The 19,951-nt window shown below is 67.8% G+C and carries 15 protein-coding genes; 7 read left to right on the plus strand and 8 right to left on the minus strand.

What is annotated here, in order from left to right; all coding sequences use genetic code 11:
- Positions 1-22: 22 nt before the first annotated feature.
- The 7 genes from catA (at position 23) to pcaC (ending at position 7,113) form a co-directional block, all read left to right on the plus strand.
- A complete protein-coding gene (gene catA / locus N0B71_RS19180) occupies positions 23-955 on the plus strand; it encodes a catechol 1,2-dioxygenase (RefSeq protein ID WP_259754289.1) in 933 nt (310 codons plus the stop codon).
- A 523-nt stretch (positions 956-1,478) separates the two neighbouring features.
- Positions 1,479-2,327, plus strand: a complete 849-nt coding sequence (locus N0B71_RS19185) for a CoA transferase subunit A (RefSeq protein WP_259754290.1) — start codon at positions 1,479-1,481, stop codon at positions 2,325-2,327.
- Positions 2,327-3,109 (plus strand): CoA-transferase subunit beta, encoded by a 783-nt coding sequence (locus N0B71_RS19190; RefSeq protein WP_259754291.1) that lies wholly within the window; start codon positions 2,327-2,329, stop codon positions 3,107-3,109. The genes N0B71_RS19185 and N0B71_RS19190 overlap by 1 nt, the downstream gene beginning before the upstream one ends.
- Positions 3,106-4,311: a 3-oxoadipyl-CoA thiolase gene (pcaF, locus tag N0B71_RS19195; RefSeq protein WP_259754292.1), complete on the plus strand. Its 1,206-nt coding sequence runs from the start codon at positions 3,106-3,108 to the stop codon at positions 4,309-4,311. Before N0B71_RS19190 ends, pcaF begins: the two co-directional genes overlap by 4 nt.
- Before the next feature lie 189 nt (positions 4,312-4,500).
- Positions 4,501-5,811 carry a 3-carboxy-cis,cis-muconate cycloisomerase gene (locus N0B71_RS19200; protein ID WP_259759618.1) on the plus strand — a complete coding sequence of 437 codons (1,311 nt, stop codon included), beginning with the start codon at positions 4,501-4,503 and terminating at the stop codon, positions 5,809-5,811.
- A gap of 9 nt (positions 5,812-5,820) precedes the next feature.
- Positions 5,821-6,609: a 3-oxoadipate enol-lactonase gene (gene pcaD / locus N0B71_RS19205; protein ID WP_259754294.1), complete on the plus strand. Its 789-nt coding sequence runs from the start codon at positions 5,821-5,823 to the stop codon at positions 6,607-6,609.
- A 105-nt stretch (positions 6,610-6,714) separates the two neighbouring features.
- Positions 6,715-7,113 carry a 4-carboxymuconolactone decarboxylase gene (gene pcaC / locus N0B71_RS19210; RefSeq protein WP_045208224.1) on the plus strand — a complete coding sequence of 133 codons (399 nt, stop codon included), beginning with the start codon at positions 6,715-6,717 and terminating at the stop codon, positions 7,111-7,113.
- A gap of 804 nt (positions 7,114-7,917) precedes the next feature.
- Here the strand turns inward: pcaC and N0B71_RS19215 are convergent.
- The 8 genes from N0B71_RS19215 to N0B71_RS19250 all read right to left on the minus strand — a co-directional run bounded on the left by N0B71_RS19215 (position 7,918) and on the right by N0B71_RS19250 (position 19,916).
- Positions 7,918-9,873, minus strand: a complete 1,956-nt coding sequence (locus N0B71_RS19215; protein WP_259754295.1) for an acetoacetate--CoA ligase — start codon at positions 9,871-9,873, stop codon at positions 7,918-7,920.
- A 101-nt stretch (positions 9,874-9,974) separates the two neighbouring features.
- On the minus strand, positions 9,975-10,745 hold the full coding sequence (locus N0B71_RS19220; protein ID WP_259754296.1) for a 3-hydroxybutyrate dehydrogenase: 771 nt from the start codon (positions 10,743-10,745) through the stop codon (positions 9,975-9,977).
- 201 nt (positions 10,746-10,946) lie between these two features.
- Positions 10,947-12,338, minus strand: coding sequence for a GntP family permease (locus N0B71_RS19225; protein WP_259754297.1), 1,392 nt, complete (start codon positions 12,336-12,338; stop codon positions 10,947-10,949).
- A 93-nt stretch (positions 12,339-12,431) separates the two neighbouring features.
- The gene (locus N0B71_RS19230) at positions 12,432-13,697 is read right to left on the minus strand and encodes an OprD family porin (protein ID WP_259754298.1); all 1,266 of its coding nucleotides are present in this window, start codon (positions 13,695-13,697) and stop codon (positions 12,432-12,434) included.
- A 321-nt stretch (positions 13,698-14,018) separates the two neighbouring features.
- Entirely contained in the window at positions 14,019-15,443 is a 1,425-nt protein-coding gene (locus tag N0B71_RS19235; RefSeq protein ID WP_259754299.1) for a sigma-54 interaction domain-containing protein, read from the minus strand.
- Positions 15,444-16,063: 620 nt separating this feature from the next.
- On the minus strand, positions 16,064-16,966 hold the full coding sequence (locus N0B71_RS19240; protein WP_259754300.1) for a hydroxymethylglutaryl-CoA lyase: 903 nt from the start codon (positions 16,964-16,966) through the stop codon (positions 16,064-16,066).
- Between the two features lie 191 nt (positions 16,967-17,157).
- Complete coding sequence (locus tag N0B71_RS19245; protein WP_259754301.1) at positions 17,158-19,119, minus strand: acetyl/propionyl/methylcrotonyl-CoA carboxylase subunit alpha; 1,962 nt, start codon at positions 19,117-19,119, stop codon at positions 17,158-17,160.
- Positions 19,119-19,916, minus strand: coding sequence for a gamma-carboxygeranoyl-CoA hydratase (locus N0B71_RS19250; protein ID WP_259754302.1), 798 nt, complete (start codon positions 19,914-19,916; stop codon positions 19,119-19,121). Before N0B71_RS19250 ends, N0B71_RS19245 begins: the two co-directional genes overlap by 1 nt.
- Positions 19,917-19,951: the final 35 nt, after the last annotated feature.

Here is a 19,951-nt window from a genome sequence, read left to right on the forward strand (position 1 = left end):
AACAAGACTTGAGGATCGCACCATGACCGTGAAGATTTCCCAGACTGCCGACATCCAGAAGTTCTTCGAAGAAGCCAGCGGCGCCCTGAACGATGCGGGCAACCCGCGCGTGAAGAACCTCGTCCTGCGCATCCTGCAGGACACCGCCAGGCTGATCGAAGACATGAACGTCACCCCCGACGAATTCTGGAAGGCGGTGGACTATCTCAACCGCCTCGGCGCGCGCCAGGAGGCCGGGCTGGTGGTCGCGGGCCTGGGCATCGAGCACTACCTCGACCTGCTGCTGGACGCCCAGGACGCGGCGGCCGGCATCGGCGGCGGCACCCCGCGCACCATCGAAGGCCCGCTGTACGTGGCCGGCGCACCGCTGTCCGAAGGCGAAGCGCGAATGGACGACGGCAAGGACCCGGGCACCGTGATGTTCCTCTCCGGCCGCGTGTTCGACCCCGAAGGCCAGCCGCTGGCTGGCGCGGTAGTCGACCTGTGGCACGCCAACACCCAGGGCACGTACTCGTACTTCGACAGCACCCAGTCCGAGTTCAACCTGCGCCGCCGCATCGTTACGGATGCCGAGGGCCGCTACAAGGCGCGCAGCATCGTGCCCAGCGGCTACGGCTGCCCGCCGGACGGCCCGACCCAGGAACTGCTGAACCAGCTCGGCCGCCACGGTCAGCGCCCGGCGCACATCCACTTCTTCATCTCCGCGCCGGGGCATCGCCACCTGACCACGCAGATCAACCTGGCCGGTGACCAATACCTGTGGGACGACTTCGCCTACGCGACCCGCGACGGGCTGATCGGCGAGGTGCGTTTCATCGAGGACGCAGCCGCCGCCCAGGCGCGCGGCGTGGAAGGGCGCTTTGCCGAGATCGAGTTCGACTTCCAGCTGCAGCAGGCGGTTTCCGCCGACGCCGAAGACCGCAGCAACCGTCCCCGCGCGTTGCAGCAGGCCTGATGCCGGGCCTGTAGGAGCGAGCCATGCTCGCGATCCGCGGACAACGTCCGCGCCAGCCACCGAACGCGGAAGCCAATCCATACGTAGGAGCGGACTCCGTCCGCGATGGTCTGGTGCTCGGGCTGTCGCAGGCATGGCCAGCTCCTACAGGTCAACGCTGTGCTCACTGTAGGAGCGAGCCACGCTCGCGATCCGCGGACAACGTCCGCGCGCGCCACCGAACGCCGATGCCAGCCCAGGCGTAGGAGCGGACTCCGTCCGCGATGCTCTGGTACCTGGGCCGTCGCAGGCATGGCCAGCTCCTACAGGGCAATCCCGCGCTCACTGTAGGAGCGAGCCATGCTCGCGATCCGCGGACAGGGTCCGCGCCCGCCCAGGCGGCCATCTGCACCCTGCAATCCAGCCGTTAGCCCCCTAAGAGAAGTGTTCGATATTCGCACCAATAGTCGATTATCGCATTGTTCACCCATCCCCCCGACGGTACTGTTTTCCCATCGGCACCCCCTACACAACGAGACCGACCATGGCTGAACTCCTGACTCTCCGCGAAGCGGTCGAGCGCTTCGTCAACGACGGCGACACCGTCGCGCTCGAAGGCTTCACCCACCTGATCCCGACCGCTGCCTCCCACGAGCTGATCCGCCAGGGCAAGAAAGACCTGCACCTGGTGCGCATGACCCCCGACCTGGTCTACGACCTGCTGATCGGTGCCGGCTGCGTGCGCAAGCTGACCTTCTCCTGGGGCGGCAACCCCGGCGTCGGTTCGCTGCATCGTCTGCGTGACGCAGTGGAGAAGGGCTGGCCGCGCGCGCTGGAGATCGATGAACACAGCCATGCCGACCTCGCCAACTCCTACGTCGCCGGTGCCTCTGGCCTGCCGTTCGCCGTGCTGCGCGCCTATGCCGGTTCCGACCTGCCGAAGGTCAACCCGAACATCAAGTTCATCAACTGCCCGTTCACCGGCGAGCAACTGGCCGCCGTGCCCTCGGTACGCCCGGACGTCACCGTGATCCACGCGCAGAAGGCCGACCGCAAGGGCAACGTGCTGCTGTGGGGCATCCTCGGCGTGCAGAAGGAAGCCGCCCTGGCCGCCAAGCGCTGCATCGTCACCGTGGAAGAAATCGTCGACGACCTGAACGCGCCGATGAACGCCTGCGTCCTGCCGACCTGGGCGCTGTCCGCCGTCTGCCTGGTGCCCGGCGGTTCGCACCCGTCCTACGCCCACGGCTACTCCGAACGCGACAACCGCTTCTACCAGGCCTGGGACCCGATCGCCCGCGACCGCGACACCTTCAACGCCTGGATCGACACCTACATCCGTGGCACCAAGGATTTTGCAGAGTTCCGTTCCAAACTCGCGGAGGCCAAGTAATGAGCGCCTACAGCACCAATGAAATGATGACCGTGGCCGCCGCCCGCCGCCTGAAGAACGGCGCCGTCTGCTTCGTCGGCATCGGCCTGCCGTCCAAGGCCGCCAACCTGGCGCGCCTGACCGCCTCGCCGGACGTGGTCCTGATCTACGAATCCGGCCCCATCGGCGCCAAGCCCAGCGTGCTGCCGCTGTCCATCGGTGATGGCGAACTGGCCGAAACCGCCGACACCGTGGTGCCCACCGGCGAGATCTTCCGCTACTGGCTGCAGGGCGGACGCATCGACGTCGGCTTCCTCGGCGCCGCCCAGGTCGACCGCTTCGGCAACATCAACACCACCGTCATCGGCGACTACCACTCGCCGAAAGTGCGCCTGCCCGGCGCCGGCGGCGCGCCGGAGATCGCCGGTTCCGCCAAGGAAGTGCTGATCATCCTCAAGCAGTCGCACCGCACCTTCGTCGACAAGCTGGCCTTCATCACCTCCGTCGGCTTCGGCGAGGGCGGCGACCATCGCCAGCAGCTCGGCCTGCCGGGCAAGGGCCCGGTGGCGATCATCACCGACCTGTGCATCATGGAGCCGGAAGCCGGCAGCAACGAATTCATCGTCACCTCGCTGCACCCGGGCGTGACCCGCGAGCAGGTGATCGAGAATACCGGCTGGGCGATCCGCTTCGCCGAGCAGGTGGGCGAAACCGTCGCGCCGACCGACGTGGAGCTGGAAGCCCTGCGCGCCCTCGAAGCCCGCACCGCCGCCGCCCACGGCCAGCTGGGAGGTGAGGAATGAGCCGCGAGGTCTTCATCTGCGACGCCGTGCGCACGCCCATCGGCCGCTTTGGCGGCGCGCTCTCCGGCGTGCGCGCCGACGACCTCGCCGCGGTGCCGGTGAAGGCGTTGGTCGATCGCAACCCGCAGGTCGACTGGGCCGCGCTGGACGAGGTGTACCTCGGCTGCGCCAACCAGGCCGGCGAGGACAACCGCAACGTCGCACGCATGGCGCTGCTGCTGGCCGGGCTGCCGGACAGCGTGCCGGGCGTCACCCTCAACCGTCTCTGCGCCTCGGGCCTGGACGCGGTGGGCACCGCCTTCCGCGCCATCGCCAGCGGCGAAGCCGAACTGGTCATCGCCGGCGGCGTGGAATCCATGTCCCGCGCGCCCTACGTGATGGGCAAGGCCGACAGCGCCTTCGGCCGCGGCCAGAAGATCGAGGACACCACCATCGGCTGGCGTTTCATCAACCCGTTGATGAAAGCCCAGTACGGCGTGGATGCCATGCCGCAGACCGCCGACAACGTGGCCGACGATTACCACGTCAGCCGCGCCGACCAGGATGCCTTCTCCCTGCGCAGCCAACAGCGTGCCGGCGTCGCCCAGGCCAGCGGTTACTTCGCCGAGGAAATCGTCCCGGTGGTGATCAAGGGTCGCAAGGGCGAGACCGTCGTGGACACCGACGAACACCCGCGCCCGGACACCACGCTGGAAGCGCTGGCCAAGCTCAAGCCGGTCAACGGCGAAGGCAAGACCGTCACCGCCGGCAACGCCTCGGGCGTCAACGACGGCGCCGTGGCGCTGATCCTCGCCAGCGCTGAAGCCGTGAAGAAACACGGCCTGACGCCGAGGGCGAAAGTGCTCGGCATGGCCAGCGCCGGCGTCGCCCCGCGGGTGATGGGCATCGGCCCGGTGCCGGCGGTGCGCAAGCTGCTGGAGCGCCTGAACCTGTCGGTAGACCAGTTCGACGTCATCGAGCTGAACGAAGCCTTCGCCGCCCAGGGCCTGGCGGTGACCCGTGAGCTCGGCATCGCCGATGACGACGCGAGGGTGAACCCCAACGGCGGTGCCATCGCCCTCGGCCACCCGCTGGGCGCCAGCGGCGCACGCCTGGTGCTGACCGCGGTACACCAGTTGCAGAAGTCCGGCGGCAAGCTCGGCCTGTGCACCATGTGCGTGGGTGTAGGGCAGGGCGTGGCGCTGGTGGTCGAGCGCGTTTGACCCGCTCTGGCTCTTCGTAGGAGCGAGCTTGCTCGCGAACAAACCCCGCTGCGGGACCAGGTTCGCGAGCAAGCTCGCTCCTACAGAAAGCAACTCTCCGGTCATACTGTCCGGACAACGCCCGCCGATCTCCGGAGCCACCTCGTGAGCACCAACCTTCTTTTCGATGCCTACTTCACCCAGCCCGCCATGCGCGCAATCTTCAGCGACAGCGGACGGGTGCAGGGCATGCTCGACTTCGAGGCTGCGCTGGCCCGTGCGCAGGCTCGCGTCGGTGTCATCCCGGCCAGCGCCGTGGCGCCCATCGCCGCTGCCTGCCGCGCCGAACTCTACGATTTCGAGGCGCTGGCCCAGGCCATCTGCAGTGCCGGCAACTCCGCGATCCCGCTGGTGAAGGCACTGGGCAAGCGCATCGCCGCCGAGGACGCCGAGGCCGAGCGCTACGTGCACCTGGGCGCCACCAGCCAGGATGCCATGGACTCCGGCCTGGTCCTGCAACTGCGTGCCGCCATCGAGCTGCTGGAAAACGATCTCGCCCAACTGGCCGACGCGCTCGCCGTGCAGGCCAAGGCCCACGCCGGCACGCCCATGGTCGGCCGCACCTGGCTGCAACACGCGACGCCGGTCACCCTCGGCATGAAGATCGCCGGCTGGCTGGGGGCGATCACCCGCCATCGCCAGCGCCTGAACGAACTCAAGCCGCGCCTGCTGTGCCTGCAGTTCGGCGGCGCCTCCGGCAGCCTTGCCGCGCTGGGCGAACAGGGCTTTGCCGTGGCCGAAGCGCTGGCGGATGAGCTGCACCTGCAACTGCCCGAGCAACCCTGGCACACCCAGCGCGACCGCCTGGTGGAATTTGCCAGTCTGCTCGGGCTGATCGCCGGCAGCCTCGGCAAGCTCGGCCGCGATCTCAGCCTGCTGATGCAGACCGAGGCCGGCGAAGTCTTCGAGCCCTCCGCGCCGGGCAAGGGTGGTTCGTCCACCATGCCGCACAAACGCAACCCGGTGGGCGCCGCCGTGCTGATCGGCGCGGCCACCCGCGCGCCGGGCCTCGTCGCGACCCTGTTGGCCGCCATGCCCCAGGAGCACGAGCGCAGCCTCGGCCTGTGGCACGCCGAATGGGAAAGCCTGCCGGAGCTGTGCTGCCTCGTCTCCGGCGCTCTGCAACAGGCGCTGGGCCTGGTGCCGGGTCTGGAAGTGGATGCGCAGCGCATGCTCGCCAATCTCGACCTGACCCGTGGCCTGGTGCTCGCCGAAGCCGTGAGCATCGCCCTGGCCCAGCGCATCGGCCGCGACGCCGCGCACCACCTGGTGGAGCATTGCTGCAAGCAGGCGGTGAAGGAGGGCGCGCACCTGCGCGCCGTGCTCGGGGCCAACGCCGAGGTCGCTGCCCAATTGAATGCCGAGGAGCTGGATCGCCTGCTCGATCCCGCCCATTACCTGGGCCAGGCGCGCCGCTGGGTCGAGCGTGCGCTGGCCGAACACGATGAATCTTTGCGCTAGGAGCCTTGCATGCCTGCCGTACGTCTCGCCGATGGCGACCTGAACTATCAACTGGAAGGCCCTGCCGGCGCGCCGGTGCTGGTGCTGTCCAACTCCCTGGGCACCGACCTGCACATGTGGGACGCGCAGGTCGCGGCCTTCGCCGTGCACTTCCGCGTGCTGCGTTATGACACCCGTGGCCACGGTGGCTCGCTGGTCACTCCCGGCCCGTACAGCATCGAGCAGAACGGCCGCGACGTGCTCGCCCTGCTGGATGCGCTGGAGATTGCGCGCGCGCATTTCTGCGGCCTGTCCATGGGCGGCCTGATCGGCCAGTGGCTGGGCATCCATGCGCCCGAGCGCCTCTCGCGCCTGGTGCTGTGCAACACTGCCGCGAAGATCGGCACCCCGGAAGTCTGGAACCCGCGCATCGAAACCGTGCTCAGCGGCGGTGCCGAGGCCATGCGCAACCTGCGCGATGCGTCGATCTCGCGCTGGTTCACCGCGGACTTCGCGGAGAGCTATCCGGGCAAGGTCGAGCCCATTGTCGGCATGCTGGCGCAGACCTCGCCCGAAGGTTACGCGGCCAACTGCGCGGCCGTGCGCGATGCCGATTTCCGTGGCGAGATCGGTGCGATCAGCGCGCCGACCCTGGTGGTCTGCGGCGCCGCCGATCCGGTGACTACGACTGAAGATGGCCGCTTCCTGCAGGCGCGCATTCCCGGCGCCGAACTGGTGGAGTTCCGCGCCGCGCACCTGTCCAACGTGCAGGCCGGCGATGCCTTCAGCCAACGCGTGCTGGACTTCCTGCGCGCCTGACCGCTTTTGCTCTTGTAGGAGCGAGCTTGCTCGCGAACCCCAGGCTCTGCAGCGGGGATTGTTCGCGAGCAAGCTCGCTCCTACAGACTCATATCGGAGTTAGAGATGGACGAGAAAGAACGCTACGAAGCCGGCATGCAGGTGCGCCGTGCGGTGCTGGGCGATGCCCACGTCGACCGCAGCTTGCAGAAGCGCAACGCCTTCAACGAGGAGTTCCAGGAAATGATCACCCGCCACGCCTGGGGTGACATCTGGACCCGCCCGGGCCTGCCGCGCCACACCCGCAGCCTGATCACCATCGCCATGCTGATCGGCATGAACCGCGAGGGCGAGCTGACGCTGCACCTGCGCGCCGCGCGCAACAACGGCGTGACCCGCGAGGAGATCAAGGAAGTCTTGCTGCAGAGCGCGATCTACTGCGGCATCCCGGCGGCCAACGCCACCTTCCACCTCGCCGAGGCGGTGTGGGACGAGCTGGGCACCGAGTCGCTGGGCGACGCCTGATCAGCGCCGCCCGGACCACGCATCCGGGCGGTGGCTGATTGGCTGGTGCACGGTTCGCTCGGTAGGGGCCTAACGCGTCAGCGTTATCCGCCGCGGGATGGCCGGCGGATAACCTGCTCCAGGTTATGCGCCCTACGAGGGGTCGTGGGCATGGGCCGGCCCAGCCCATCCGAATGCGATATCCCTGTAGGAGCGGGCCATGCCCGCGATGGCGAAACTGGCCGGCCTATCGGCCGGATCGCGGAGAAGCTCCGCTCCTACGAGAGCTAGCCTGTAGGGCGCATAACGCGCCCGCGTTATCCGCCGCGGGATGGCCGGCGGATAACCTGTTCCAGGTTATGCGCCCTACGATGGGTCGTGGGCATGGGCCGGCCCAGCCCATCCGAATGCGATATCCCTGTAGGAGCGGGCCATGCCCGCGATGGCGGAACAGGCCGGCCTGTCGGCCGGATCGCGGAGAAGCTCCGCTCCTACGAGAGCTAGCCTGTAGGGGCATAACGCGCCAGCGTTATCCGCCGCGGGATGGCCGGCGGATAACCTGTTCCAGGTTATGCGCCCTACGATGGGTCGAGGACATGGGCCGGCCCAGCTCATCCGAATGCGATGTCCCTGTAGGAGCGGGCCATGCCCGCGATGGCGGAACAGGCCGGCCTGCCGGCCGGATCGCGGAGAAGCTCCGCTCCTACGAGGTTGCGGGTAGGGTTCGCGAGCAAGCTCGCTCCTACAGGCCTGCCCCAGCACGCTCTTCGTAGGAGCGAGCTTGCTCGCGAACCAGGGCCGACACGCCGGCGCCGCCGGTGAACCTCAGCTCTCCAGCTCCTTGCGATCCCTGAACAACTCCAGCGCCTGCGGGTTGGCCAGGGCGTCGGTGTTCTTCACCGGTCGGCCGTGCACCACGTTGCGCACCGCCAGTTCGACGATCTTGCCGCTGATGGTGCGCGGGATGTCGCTGACCGCGAGGATTTTCGACGGTACGTGGCGCGGCGTGGTGTTGTTGCGGATGGTCTGGCGGATGCGCTCCTGCAGCGCCTCGTCCAGCGCCACGCCGTCGCGCAGGCGCACGAACAGCACCACGCGCACGTCGCCCTGCCATTCCTGGCCGATGGCGATGGATTCCAGCACCTGCTCGATCTTCTCCACCTGGCGGTAGATTTCCGCGGTGCCGATGCGCACGCCGCCGGGGTTGAGCACGGCATCGGAACGGCCGTGGATCACCAGGCCGCCGTGTTCGGTTTCCTCGGCGTAGTCGCCATGGGCCCAGACGCCGGGGAAGGTGGCGAAGTAGGCGTCGAGGAACTTCTCGTTGTTCTCGTCGTTCCAGAAGCCCACCGGGATCGATGGGAAGTGCCGCACGCAGACCAGCTCGCCTTTCTCGCCGCGCACCGGCTTGCCGTCCTCGCCCCAGACTTCCACGGCCATGCCCAGCCCCTTGCACTGCATTTCCCCGCGCCACACCGGCGCGGTGGGGTTGCCGATGGCGAAGCAGGAGACGATGTCGGTGCCACCGGAGATCGACGACAGGCAGAGGTCGGGCTTCACGTCGCGGTAGACGTAGTCGAAGCTCTCGTGGGCCAGCGGCGAGCCGGTGGACAGGATCGTCTTCAGGCGCGCCAGCGCGTGGGTCTGGCGCGGCCGCACGTTGGTCTTCTCCAGCGCGGCGATGTACTTGGCGCTGGTGCCGAAGACGCTGATGTCCTCCGCGTCGATCAAATCCATCAGGCGCTCGGGGCCGGGGTGGAAGGGCGAGCCGTCGTAGAGCACCAGGGTGGCGCCGACGGCGAGGCCCGACACCAGCCAGTTCCACATCATCCAGCCGCAGGTAGTGTAGTAGAACAGCGTGTCGTCCGGCCCCAGGTCGACGTGCAGACCGTGTTCCTTGAGGTGTTGCAGCAGCACACCGCCGGCGCCGTGGACGATGCACTTGGGCACGCCGGTGGTGCCGGAGGAGTAGAGAATGTACAGCGGGTGGTCGAAGGGCACCGGGGTGAACACCGGTTCGCCGCCGCTGTGGAAGAAGTCCTGCCAGAGGCTGACCCGCGCCGGGGTCTGGAAGTCGCTGCGGCGCGCGTGGCCGTTGGCATAGGGCACGATCAGCAACTGCTCCAGGCTGGGCAGCTGGGCGAGGATTTCGTTGAGTTTGGCGGTGAGGTCCAGCACCTTGCCGGCGTAACGGTAGCCGGCGCAGGCGATCAGCACCTTGGGCTCGATCTGGCCGAAGCGGTCGATCACGCCCTGGGTGCCGAAGTCCGGCGAGCAGCTCGACCAGGTGGCGCCCAGGCTGGTGGTGGCGAGCATGCCGACCACGGTCTGCCAGGTGTTGGGCATGAACGCCGCGACGCGGTCGCCGACGCCCACCCCGGCTTCGCGCAGGGCGCGCTGCAGGCCGGCGACCTGGGCGGCCAGTTCGGCGTGGCTGATCACCTCGCGCTGTTCGTCCTCGCTGATGGCGATCAGCGCCGGCTTGCTGTCGCGGCGGCGCAGCAGGTGTTCGGCGAAGTTCAGGGTGGCGCCGGGGAACCAGCGCGCATCGGGCATTTCCGGGCCTTCCTCGAGCACCGCGGTGGGCGCTTCGTGGAACTGCACGGCAAAGGTATCGACGATGGCCAGCCAGAAGGCCTCGCGCTCGGCGATGCTCCAGGCGTGCAGGGCGGCGTAGTCGGGCAGGTCGAGCCCGTGCTGCTGCGCCACCTTGCGGCGGAAGGCGTCCATCCGGGTGGCGGCGATGCGTTCGGGGGAGGGGGTCCAGAGCAGTGGGTTCATTGACGACAACTCCAGCGAAGGATCGGTGGGCACCGCCGACAAGCGGTACCCATCATCTTGACACGAAGCTTCGCCACCCGTGCTTCGCCGGTGCGGGTGAATCACTGCGCGACCCAGCCGCCATCCATGTTCCAGGCGGCGCCGCGGACCTGGGCGGCGGCTTCTGAACACAAGAATAGCGCCAGCTCGCCGAGCTGTTCGGCGGTGACGAAATCGAGCGACGGTTGCTTCTCCGCCAGCAGGTCGTGGCGCGCCTGCTCCGGGCTGGCGCCGGCCTGCACCCGCGCATCGATCTGCTGCTGCACCAGTGGGGTCAGCACCCAGCCGGGGCAGATGGCGTTGCAGGTGATGGCGCTGGTGGCGGTTTCCAGGGCGGTGGTCTTGGTCAGGCCGATCACCCCGTGCTTGGCGGCCACGTAGGCGCTCTTGCCGGCGGAGGCGACCAGGCCGTGGGTGGAGGCGATGTTGAGGATGCGTCCCCAGCCGCGCTGGCGCATGCCCGGCAATGCCAGGCGGGTGGTGTGGAATACCGAGGAGAGGTTGATGGCGATGATCGCGTTCCAGCGCTCCACGGGGAACTCCTCCAGCGCCGCGACATGCTGGATGCCGGCGTTGTTGACCAGGATGTCGAGGCCGCCGAACTCGCGTTCGACGTAGGCGATCATCTCGGCGATCTGTTCCGGTTGCGCCATGTCCGCGCCGTGGTGGCCGATGCGCGTGCCGTGCACCGACAGCTCGCGCACCGCCGCGTCGATATCGCCGAAGCCATTGACCACCACATTGGCGCCCGCCTGCGCGAGGCGCGCGGCGATGCCCAGGCCGATGCCGCTGGTGGAGCCGGTGACCAGTGCGGTCTTGCCTTTGAGAGTCATGCAAATCTCCTCTGGAACGGGTTGATCGCATTACTGCGACCATCAAACATATGGCTGCCCAGAATCCGTTTGTGGCCTTGCGAGCTAGAGCAGAACAAGGAAAAAGCAGGCGAGGACGCGGAGTTGACGTGTAGTCAATGAGCAGTCATCGCTTGCTTTTGACGCAGTTATGCCGACGCGCAGCTAGCCACAAGCGGATTCTCAGACGATGCCGGTGGCGTAGAAGGTGCTTATCACCACGAACACCGCGAGGGTCTTGATCAGGGTGATGGCGAAGATGTCCTTGTAGGCCTCGCGGTGGGTGAGGCCGGTGACCGCCAGCAGGGTGATCACCGCGCCGTTGTGCGGCAGGGTGTCCATGCCGCCGGAGGCCATGGCCGCGACCCGGTGCAGCACCTCCAGCGGGATGTTGGCGGCGTGGGCGGCGGCGATGAACTGCTCGGACATGGCCGCCAGGGCGATGCTCATGCCGCCCGACGCCGAACCGGTGATGCCGGCCAGGGTGGTGACGGTGATGGCCTCGTTGACCAGCGGATCGGGGATCTTCTTCAGCGCGTCGGCCAATACCAGGAAGCCGGGCAGGGAGGCGATCACCGCGCCGAAACCGTATTCCGAGGCGGTATTCATGGCTGCCAGCAGCGCGCCGGCCACGGCGGTCTTGCTGCCCTCGGCGATCTTGCTGCGGATCACCGCGAAGCTGGTCACCAGCACCAGCAGGATGCCCAGCAGCAGCGCCGCCTGCACCGCCCAGATGCCGGTCAGCTTGGCCACGTCGCTGGCCACTGGCGCGGCCATGCCGGCCAGTTGCAGGCTGTGGGTCTTGCCGTAGACCTGGGGAATCCAGTGGGTGAACAGCAGGTTGGCGACGCCCACCAGCACCAGCGGCGAGAGCGCCAGCAGCGGGTGGGGCAGCCGGATGTCATCGGCGGTTTCCGGCTCGTTGCGCAGCTCGGTCCCGTAGCCTTCGCCGGCGGCGCGCGCCTTGCCGGCCTGGCGGCGCAGGAACAGCATGCCCACGGCGAAGACGAACAGGCTGCCGATCAGCCCCAGCCAGGGCGCGGCCCAGCCGGTGGTGTTGAAGAAGGCGGTGGGGATGATGTTCTGGATCTGCGGGGTGCCGGGCAGGGCATCCATGGTGAAGCTGAACGCGCCCAGGGCGATGGTCGCCGGGATCAGCCGCTTGGGAATGTTGCTCTGGCGGAACATCTCGGCGGCGAAGGGGTAGACCGCGAACACCACGACGAACAGCGACACGCCGCCGTAGGTGAGCAGGGCACAGACCAGCACGATCACCAGCATCGCCTGGCTCGTGCCGAGCAGGCGGATGGCGGCGGCGACGATGGAGCGCGAGAAGCCCGACAGCTCGATCAGCTTGCCGAACACCGCGCCGAGCAGGAACACCGGGAAGTAGAGTTTGACGAAGCCAACCATCTTCTCCATGAACACCCCAGTGAAGGCCGGGGCGACGGCGGATGGGTCGGTCAGCAGCACCGCCAGCAGCGCGGCGATGGGGGCGAAGAGGATCACGCTGTAGCCGCGGTAGGCGGCGAGCATCAGCAGGGCGAGGGCCGCAAGGGCGATGACCACGCTCATCGAAGTATCTCCAGGTTCAGCGCGGCCAGGGCCGCGCGTCGTTCTTGTTGTAATGGGCCTGCTTTACGATTGAGAGTTCAGGCGGTCAGGCGTTTACCACAGTGGCAGCACGTAGCTGAGGATCAGGCGGTTCTCGTCCAGGTCGTTGCCGAAGTGGCTGGAGCGCACCGTCGCGTTGCGCCACTTCACGCCGAGGTTCTTCAGCGGGCCGCTTTGCACCACATAGCCGATATCGGTGTCGCGCTCCCACTCCTTGCCCTCGGGCTTGCCTGCGCCCAGCTCGATGTTGTCGCCGGACAGGTAGCGCGTCATGAAGGTCAGGCCGGGTACGCCCAGGGCGGCGAAATCGTAGTCGTAGCGGGCCTGCCAGGATTTCTCGTCGCGGTTGGCGAAGTCGCCGATCTGCACGAAGTTGACCAGGAAGGCGTCGGTGCCGGCGATGTAGGCGAAGCCGGTGTCGCCGCTCATGGACTGGTAGCCGGCGCCGAAGCCATGGCCGCCCAGGGTGTAGGTGAGCATGGCGCCGAAGGCGCGGTTGTCGACGTTGCTGTGGCCGTCGTCGTCGGAGCGGGCGTAGCGCAGGTCGGTCTTCAGCGACTGGCCGGCGGCAATCGGCAGCACGTGCAGCAGGTTGACGATGTGCTGGTCGTAGAGTCCGTCGAGCTTGGCGTAGCTGTAGCCGGTGGTCAGTTGCGGCGTCCACTTGTAGCTCAGGCCGGCGAAGTCGAACTGGTCGCTGGTATCGGTGGCGACGATGCCGCGCGCGCTGCCGCTGGTGACGGTCATGTCCTCGCGGTTGGAGGAGTCGCGCTGGCTCACCTGGCGCAGACGGCCGCCGTCGAAGGTCAGGCCGGCGAACTCGGCGGAATTCAGGTGCGCGCCTTCGAAGGTCTGTGGCAGCAGGCGTGAATCGTTGGCCAGCACGGTGGGCAGCTTGGGCAGCAGGGTGCCGATCTTCAGGGTGCTCTTGGAGGCGCGCAGCTTGGCGGTCAGGCCCAGTTCGCTGTAGTCGTCGGCCGCGCCGTTGACCTTGTGTTTGTCGCGCGGCAGCAGGCCGGAGCCGGCGCGGTCGGGGCTGGAGTCCAGCTTCACGCCCAGCAGGCCGAGGGCGTCCACGCCCACGCCGATGGTGCCTTCGGTGTAGCCGGATTCGTAGCGCAGCAGGAAGCCCTGCGCCCACTCTTCCTGCTTGGACTGCGTGGCATTGCCCTGGCGGAAATCGCGGTTGAAGTAGAAGTTGCGCAGCTCGACGCTGGCCTTGCTGTCGGCAAGGAACTCGGCGAAGGCCTGGGGCGAGAGGGCGAGGGTGGAACCGAGGGCGGTCAGAACGGCAGCGTGATTGAGCGTGGAACGGCTCATCGGGTGATCTCCTGGCGCGGCGCCGAGTGCGAAGCGGGACTCGCCGTGGGGTCCGCTGGGGTCTGTTCGCGTTCGGGCAGCGTTGATTGTTGTTATGTCGGCTGTGCGGCGCGAAGGCCGCGAGAGACGACATAGCCAGGACCGTGCCAGGATTGTAACTATTTGATTTTAAAGTCTTATTTTGAGAATTCGCATGGCGCGCAGCAGGGGTTTGTCTCGGAATGGAGACGAATGTGCCCGTGAATCAGGCGGGCTTGCCGTAATACTTGACATAGAGGAGTTGTCTCTGGTTGGAGACATGTCTCGTTTTCGGGACTCCTGTCAGGCCTGCAGGCCCAGCGCCGCCATCTTCTTGTACAGCGTCGAGCGGCCCAGCCCCAGGCGGCGCGCGGCGGCGTCGACATTGCCGGCGTGTTCGGCCAGGGTGTTGGCGATCAGCTCGCGCTCGAAGGCGTCCCGCGCTGCGTAGAAGTCCTGTCCGTCAGCCAGCCGGGCGGCCGGCGTGGTCGTCACGCTCGGCAGCGGTTGCAGCTCGCCCAGCGCGGCGCGCAGGGCGGCGGCGTCGATCTGCGGGCGGTCGCCCAGCAGCACGGTGCGCTCGAGCAGGTTGCGCAACTCGCGCACGTTGCCCGGCCAGGCATGCCGGGCCAGCAGCGCGAGGCCGCCGGCATCGAGCTCGAAGAGCGCCTGGCGGTCGTCGCGCAGGTCATCGAGGATGGCTTCGCACAGCGCCGGCAGGTCGTCCAGGCGTTCGCGCAGCGGTGGAATCTCGATGGGCAGGACGTTGATGCGGTAGAACAGGTCGGCGCGGAAGCGCCCCTCGCGCACGGCGGCGTCGAGGTCGATGGAGGTGGCAGCGATCAGGCGGATGTCGCTGCGCAGCACCTCGTTGGAGCCGACCGGCTCGAATTCCTTTTCCTGCAGTACGCGCAGCAGCTTGCTCTGCAGGGCCAGCGGCATGTCGCCGATCTCGTCGAGGAACAGCGTGCCGCCCTGGGCGATCTGCAGCTTGCCGGCGCGGCCCTTGCGGTCGGCGCCGGTGAAGGCGCCCGGCGCGGTGCCGAAGAATTCGGCTTCCAGCAGGGTCTCGGGAATGGCGGCGGCGTTGATGCTGACGAAGGGTTTGTCCGCGCGGGGGGAGGAGGCGTGGATGGCATGGGCAAGCAGTTCCTTGCCGGTGCCGGTTTCGCCCAGCAGCAGGATCGGCGCCTCGCTGGCGGCGCCGCGGCGCGCGCGGCGCTTCACCTCCAGGCTGGCCGGGCTGGTGCCGATGAAGTGCGCGAAGCTGTACTTGGCCTGGCGCGCCTGCAGCAGCGAGCGCGTCGAGGCCAGCTCGGCCTGCATGCGCTGGTAGCGGGTGAGCAGCGGCGAGAGCGCGCGCAACTCGTCGAACAGGGCGAAGCCGATGCCGCCGATGACAACGCCTGCGTCGTCGCGGATCGGCACGCGCATCACCACCAACGGGTCCTTCGCCATGTCGAGGATGTCCAGCAGCATCGGCCGGCCGCTGCTGACCACCTCGCGCATCAGGCTGCCGGGAATCACCTGTTCCACCGGCCGGCCGATGGCCTGCTCGGCGCTGTCCAGGCCGAAGCGCTGGGCGTAGCGTTGGTTGATCCAGACGATGCGCGCCTCGCGATCGACGATCACCGTGCCTTCGCTGAACTGCTCGAAGATCTCGAACAACGAGCGGATCGCCAGTTGGCGGACGCTGGGGTAGTCCTTGAGGCTGTGGGTGTCGGTCATGGGGCGGGCCGTGCGCAAGGGGCAGAGGGCGCACTGTACCGGGATGCGGAAGCTCTTTGTAGGACCGAGGGGGACGCCTGGTCCTTCCTCGCGAACAAACCCGGGGGCTCCCTGTAGGAGCGGGCCATGCCCGCGATCACGGGCATGGCCCGTTCCTACAGGTGGGTGTCGGGAATCGTAGGAGCGGACTCCGTCCGCGATGGCCCCCAGCGCATGCGGATCTATCGCGGACAGAGTCCGCTCCTACGCAAGGGAATACTTTTCGCGGCGGCGGTTCCGCTTTATGCGCCCTACGGTCGGTGTCGAGTGTCGTGGCTACCTGTAGGAGCGGGCCATGCCCGCGATCAGGGGCATGGCCCGTTCCTATAGGAGGATGTCGGGAATTGTGGGAATGCTTTCGCGGCGGCGGATAAAGCGTTCCGCTTTATGCGCCCTACGGTCTGCCTCTTGTGAAAATCCGTGCTTGTGCTTTCCCTAACCCTCTCCCAAGGGGAGAGGGGACCGTTCGGTTCAGGATGAAGCTATTGCATCAGCCGGCACAATCAGCCCCCTCTCCCTGTGGGAGAGGGTTGGGGTGAGGGCTGCCGAGCGCACGTGTATCGGTCAGGTACAGGCGTGGCTCAGCGCTTGGACAACTGCGCCTTGGCCACGCGCGAGCCATTGGGCTTGTCGAGCACGGCGCAGATGCGCTGGCCGGCGTCGATCAGCAGGTCCAGGTCGATGCCGGTGTGGATCCCCAGGCCGTTGAGCAGGTAGACCACGTCTTCGGTGGCGACGTTGCCGGTGGCACCCTTGGCGTAGGGGCAGCCGCCCAGGCCCGCGACCGAGCTGTCGAACACGGCGATGCCTTCCAGGAGGCTGGAATAGATGTTCGCCGTGGCCTGGCCGTAGGTGTCGTGGAAGTGCCCGGCCAACTGCGCGCGCGGCACGCGTTGGCCGACCACTTCGAACATGCGGCGGGTGGCGCCGGCGGTGCCCACGCCGATGGTGTCGCCCAGGGAGACTTCGTAGCAGCCCATGGCGTGCAGTTCCGCGGCGACGGCGGCGACCTGTTCCGCGTCCACCTCGCCCTGGTAGGGGCAGCCGAGCACGCAGGAGACGTAGCCGCGCACGCGCACGCCATGCTGGCGCGCCGCTTCCATGATCGGCACGAAGCGCTCCAGGCTCTCCTTGATCGAGCAGTTGATGTTCTTCTGCGAGAAGGCCTCGGAGGCGGCGGCGAACACCGCGACTTCCTTGACCCGCGATTCCAGCGCGGCCTCGAAGCCCTTCATGTTCGGCGCCAAGGCGGCATAGGTGACGCCGGCCTTCTGCTGGATGCCGGCGAAGACCTCGGCCGAGCCGGCCATCTGCGGCACCCACTTGGGCGAGACGAAGCTGCCGACTTCGATGTAGGAGAGGCCGGCGGCGGTCAGGTCGTCCACCAGGCGCACCTTGTCAGCCACGGCGATGGGTTGTTTCTCGTTCTGCAGGCCGTCGCGCGGGCCGACTTCGACGAGGCGGACGGAATGGGGCAGGGTCATGGAGTGTCCTCGTTGGGTTCTCGCGAAGAGCGGCTTTGGCTCTTCGTAGGAGCGAGCTTGCTCGCGAACGCATGGCACCCTGTATGACCGGAGTGATGCGGTTCGCGAGCAAGCTCGCTCCTACAAAAAAGCGGCATCGGTATCAGGCGGAAGTCATGTAGGGCGCGTTATGCGCCCTACAAGAGCCGGCTTCAGGCCGGCGCCTCCTCCAGCTCCACCAGCGCCGTACCTTCCGACACCAGTTCGCCTTCGCTGCAATACAGCGATTTCACCACGCCGGCGTGCGGCGCGCGAATGCTGTGTTCCATTTTCATGGCTTCGAGCACCACCAGCGCGGCGCCGGCTTCGACGCTCTGGCCGGGTTCGACCAGGATGCGCACGATGCTGCCGTTCATCGGTGCGCCCAGTCCGCCCTGGTGCGAATGCGCGGCCTCGGCCTCGGCGATGGGGTCGAAGCGCTGCACGCTGACCAGCTCGCCGTTCCATTCCAGGTAGAGGCTGTCGCCCCGGCGGATCACCTGGTGACGGCGGCGGATCTCACCGTCGTTCACATCCAGCCACTGACCGTCGAGCTGCGCAATGCGCTGGCCATCGGCATGGCGCAGGCGCACCACCTGGGACTCGCCCTTGGCCAGCAGGTGCAGGTCGGTTTCTCCCGGTAGGCCGCTGCGCCAGCCGCTCTGGGCGGACCACGGCGAGTGGGCATCGTCGCCGCGCACGCGGGCGGCTTCGCTCTGCACCCAGGCTTCGGCGGCGAGCTGCCAGAAGCGCTCGGGCAGGGCGGTGGCGGCGGGCAGCAGGGCGTCCTGGTGGCGGCCGATGAAGCCGGTATCCAGCTCGCCCTCGGCGAAGGCCGGGTGGGCCAGCACGCGGCGCAGGAAGGCCAGGTTGGTCTTGAAACCGCCGACGGCGGTTTCAGCCAGCATCGACAGCAGGCGCTGGCGCGCTTCCTCGCGGTTCTCGCCCCAGGCGATCAGCTTGGCCAGCATCGGGTCGTAGAACGGCGAGATGTCATCGCCCTCGCGGATGCCGCTGTCCACCCGGCGGCCGGGGCCGGCGGCGGGTTCGCGGTACAGCGCAAGGTGACCGCTGGCCGGGAGGAAGCCGCCTTCGGGGTCTTCGGCGTAGAGGCGCACTTCGATGGCGTGGCCGATCAGCGGCACCTGTTCCTGGGTGATCGGCAGCGGCTCGCCACGGGCGACGCGGATCTGCCAGGCCACCAGGTCGAGGCCGGTGATGGCTTCGGTGACCGGGTGCTCGACCTGCAGGCGGGTGTTCATTTCCATGAAGAAGAACTGGCCGCTGCCTTCGTCGTAGAGGAACTCCACGGTGCCGGCGCCGACGTAGCCGATGGCCTGGGCGGCGCGCACAGCGGACTCGCCCATGGCGGCGCGCAGTTCGGCGGAGAGGCCAGGAGCGGGCGCTTCTTCCACCACTTTCTGGTGGCGGCGCTGGATCGAGCAGTCGCGCTCGTTGAGGTACAGGCAATGGCCATGCTGGTCGGCGAATACCTGGATTTCCACGTGGCGAGGCTTGGTCAGGTACTTCTCCACCAGCATGCGCGAATCGCCGAAGCCGGACTGCGCTTCACGCTGGGCGGATGCCAGCGCCTCGGCCAGTTCGGCCTCGCGCTCCACCACCTTCATGCCCTTGCCGCCACCGCCGGCGGCGGCTTTGAGCAGCACCGGGTAGCCGATGCGCTGCGCCTCGCGTTGGAAGGTCGCGTAGTCCTGGGCCTCGCCGTGGTAGCCGGGCACCAGCGGCACGCCGGCGGTTTCCATCAGCGCCTTGGCGGCGGACTTGCTGCCCATGGCGTCGATGGCGCTGGCCGGCGGGCCGAGGAAGATCAACCCGGCCTCTTCGCAGGCGCGGGCGAAACCGGCGTTCTCCGAGAGGAAGCCGTAGCCGGGGTGGATGGCCTGGGCGCCGGCGGCTTTCGCGGCGGCCAGCACGGCGTCGGCGCGCAGGTAGCTCTCGGCGGGCTTGGCCCCGCCCAGGTCGATGGCGATGTCCGCCTCCTCGACGTGGCGCGCGTTACGGTCGGTGGCGCTGTGCACGGCCACGGTGGTCAGGCCCAGGGCCTTGGCGGTGCGCATCACGCGGCAGGCGATCTCGCCGCGGTTGGCCACCAGCAGGGTATCGATCTTCTTCATCAGACTTGCTCCTGCCAGGCCGGTTTGCGTTTGTCGAGGAAGGCGCGCAGGCCTTCCTGTCCCTCGGTGCTGATGCGGATGCGGGCGATGGCCGCTTCGGTGTAGCGGCGCAGTTCGGGCTTGAGCTCGCCCGCGCCGATTTCGTGGAACAGCGCCTTGCAGGCCACCAGCGCCGCCGGGCTGTTGCTCAGCAGGTTGGCGATCCAGGCGTCGGCTTCGTCCTCCAGTTCGGCGGCCGGGTAGTGCTCGTCCACCAGGCCCAGCTCGCGGGCGCGCACGCCGCTGAAGCGTTCGGCGGTCATGGCGTAGCGGGTGGCGGCGCGCTGGCCGATGGCCTTGGTGACGAACGGGCCGATGGTCGCCGGGATCAGGCCGATGCGCACCTCGGACAGGCAGAACTGCGCGTCCTCGGCGGCCAGGGCCATGTCGCAGCAGGCCACCAGCCCGACGCCGCCGCCGAAGGCCGCGCCCTGGACGACGGCGAGGGTCGGCTTCTTCAGGTGGTGCAGGTTGTAGAGCAGTTCGGCGAGCTGCTGGGCGTCGTTCAGGTTGCCCTGGTAGTCCAGCTGCACGGATTCCTGCATCCAGGAAAGGTCCGCGCCGCCGCAGAAGTGCTTGCCGCGCCCGCGCAGCACCAGCAGGCGCACGCGCTCCTCGCCGGCGACGATGTCGAGTGCCTGGATCAGTTCGGCGATGGTCTGGGCGTTGAAGGCGTTGTTCTTTTCCGGGCGGTTCAGCCAGAGGTTGGCGACGCCGCGCGGGTCGATGTCGAGTTGGATGTTCTGGAAATCGGTCATATAGCTACCTTCGGTCGCTAGCGGCAAGCCACAAG

The organism is Pseudomonas sp. GCEP-101 (assembly GCF_025133575.1).
GTDB lineage: Bacteria > Pseudomonadota > Gammaproteobacteria > Pseudomonadales > Pseudomonadaceae > Pseudomonas > Pseudomonas nitroreducens_B.

Bases quoted from the DNA above. Each gene is read 5' to 3' on its own strand.
- catA (WP_259754289.1), top strand. From the start codon at position 23: ATGACCGTGAAGATTTCCCAGACTGCCGACATCCAGAAGTTCTTCGAA.
- N0B71_RS19185 (WP_259754290.1), top strand. From the start codon at position 1,479: ATGGCTGAACTCCTGACTCTCCGCGAAGCGGTCGAGCGCTTCGTCAAC.
- N0B71_RS19190 (WP_259754291.1), top strand. From the start codon at position 2,327: ATGAGCGCCTACAGCACCAATGAAATGATGACCGTGGCCGCCGCCCGC.
- pcaF (WP_259754292.1), top strand. From the start codon at position 3,106: ATGAGCCGCGAGGTCTTCATCTGCGACGCCGTGCGCACGCCCATCGGC.
- N0B71_RS19200 (WP_259759618.1), top strand. From the start codon at position 4,501: ATGCGCGCAATCTTCAGCGACAGCGGACGGGTGCAGGGCATGCTCGAC.
- pcaD (WP_259754294.1), top strand. From the start codon at position 5,821: ATGCCTGCCGTACGTCTCGCCGATGGCGACCTGAACTATCAACTGGAA.
- pcaC (WP_045208224.1), top strand. From the start codon at position 6,715: ATGGACGAGAAAGAACGCTACGAAGCCGGCATGCAGGTGCGCCGTGCG.
- N0B71_RS19215 (WP_259754295.1), bottom strand. From the start codon at position 9,873: ATGAACCCACTGCTCTGGACCCCCTCCCCCGAACGCATCGCCGCCACC.
- N0B71_RS19220 (WP_259754296.1), bottom strand. From the start codon at position 10,745: ATGACTCTCAAAGGCAAGACCGCACTGGTCACCGGCTCCACCAGCGGC.
- N0B71_RS19225 (WP_259754297.1), bottom strand. From the start codon at position 12,338: ATGAGCGTGGTCATCGCCCTTGCGGCCCTCGCCCTGCTGATGCTCGCC.
- N0B71_RS19230 (WP_259754298.1), bottom strand. From the start codon at position 13,697: ATGAGCCGTTCCACGCTCAATCACGCTGCCGTTCTGACCGCCCTCGGT.
- N0B71_RS19235 (WP_259754299.1), bottom strand. From the start codon at position 15,443: ATGACCGACACCCACAGCCTCAAGGACTACCCCAGCGTCCGCCAACTG.
- N0B71_RS19240 (WP_259754300.1), bottom strand. From the start codon at position 16,966: ATGACCCTGCCCCATTCCGTCCGCCTCGTCGAAGTCGGCCCGCGCGAC.
- N0B71_RS19245 (WP_259754301.1), bottom strand. From the start codon at position 19,119: ATGAAGAAGATCGATACCCTGCTGGTGGCCAACCGCGGCGAGATCGCC.
- N0B71_RS19250 (WP_259754302.1), bottom strand. From the start codon at position 19,916: ATGACCGATTTCCAGAACATCCAACTCGACATCGACCCGCGCGGCGTC.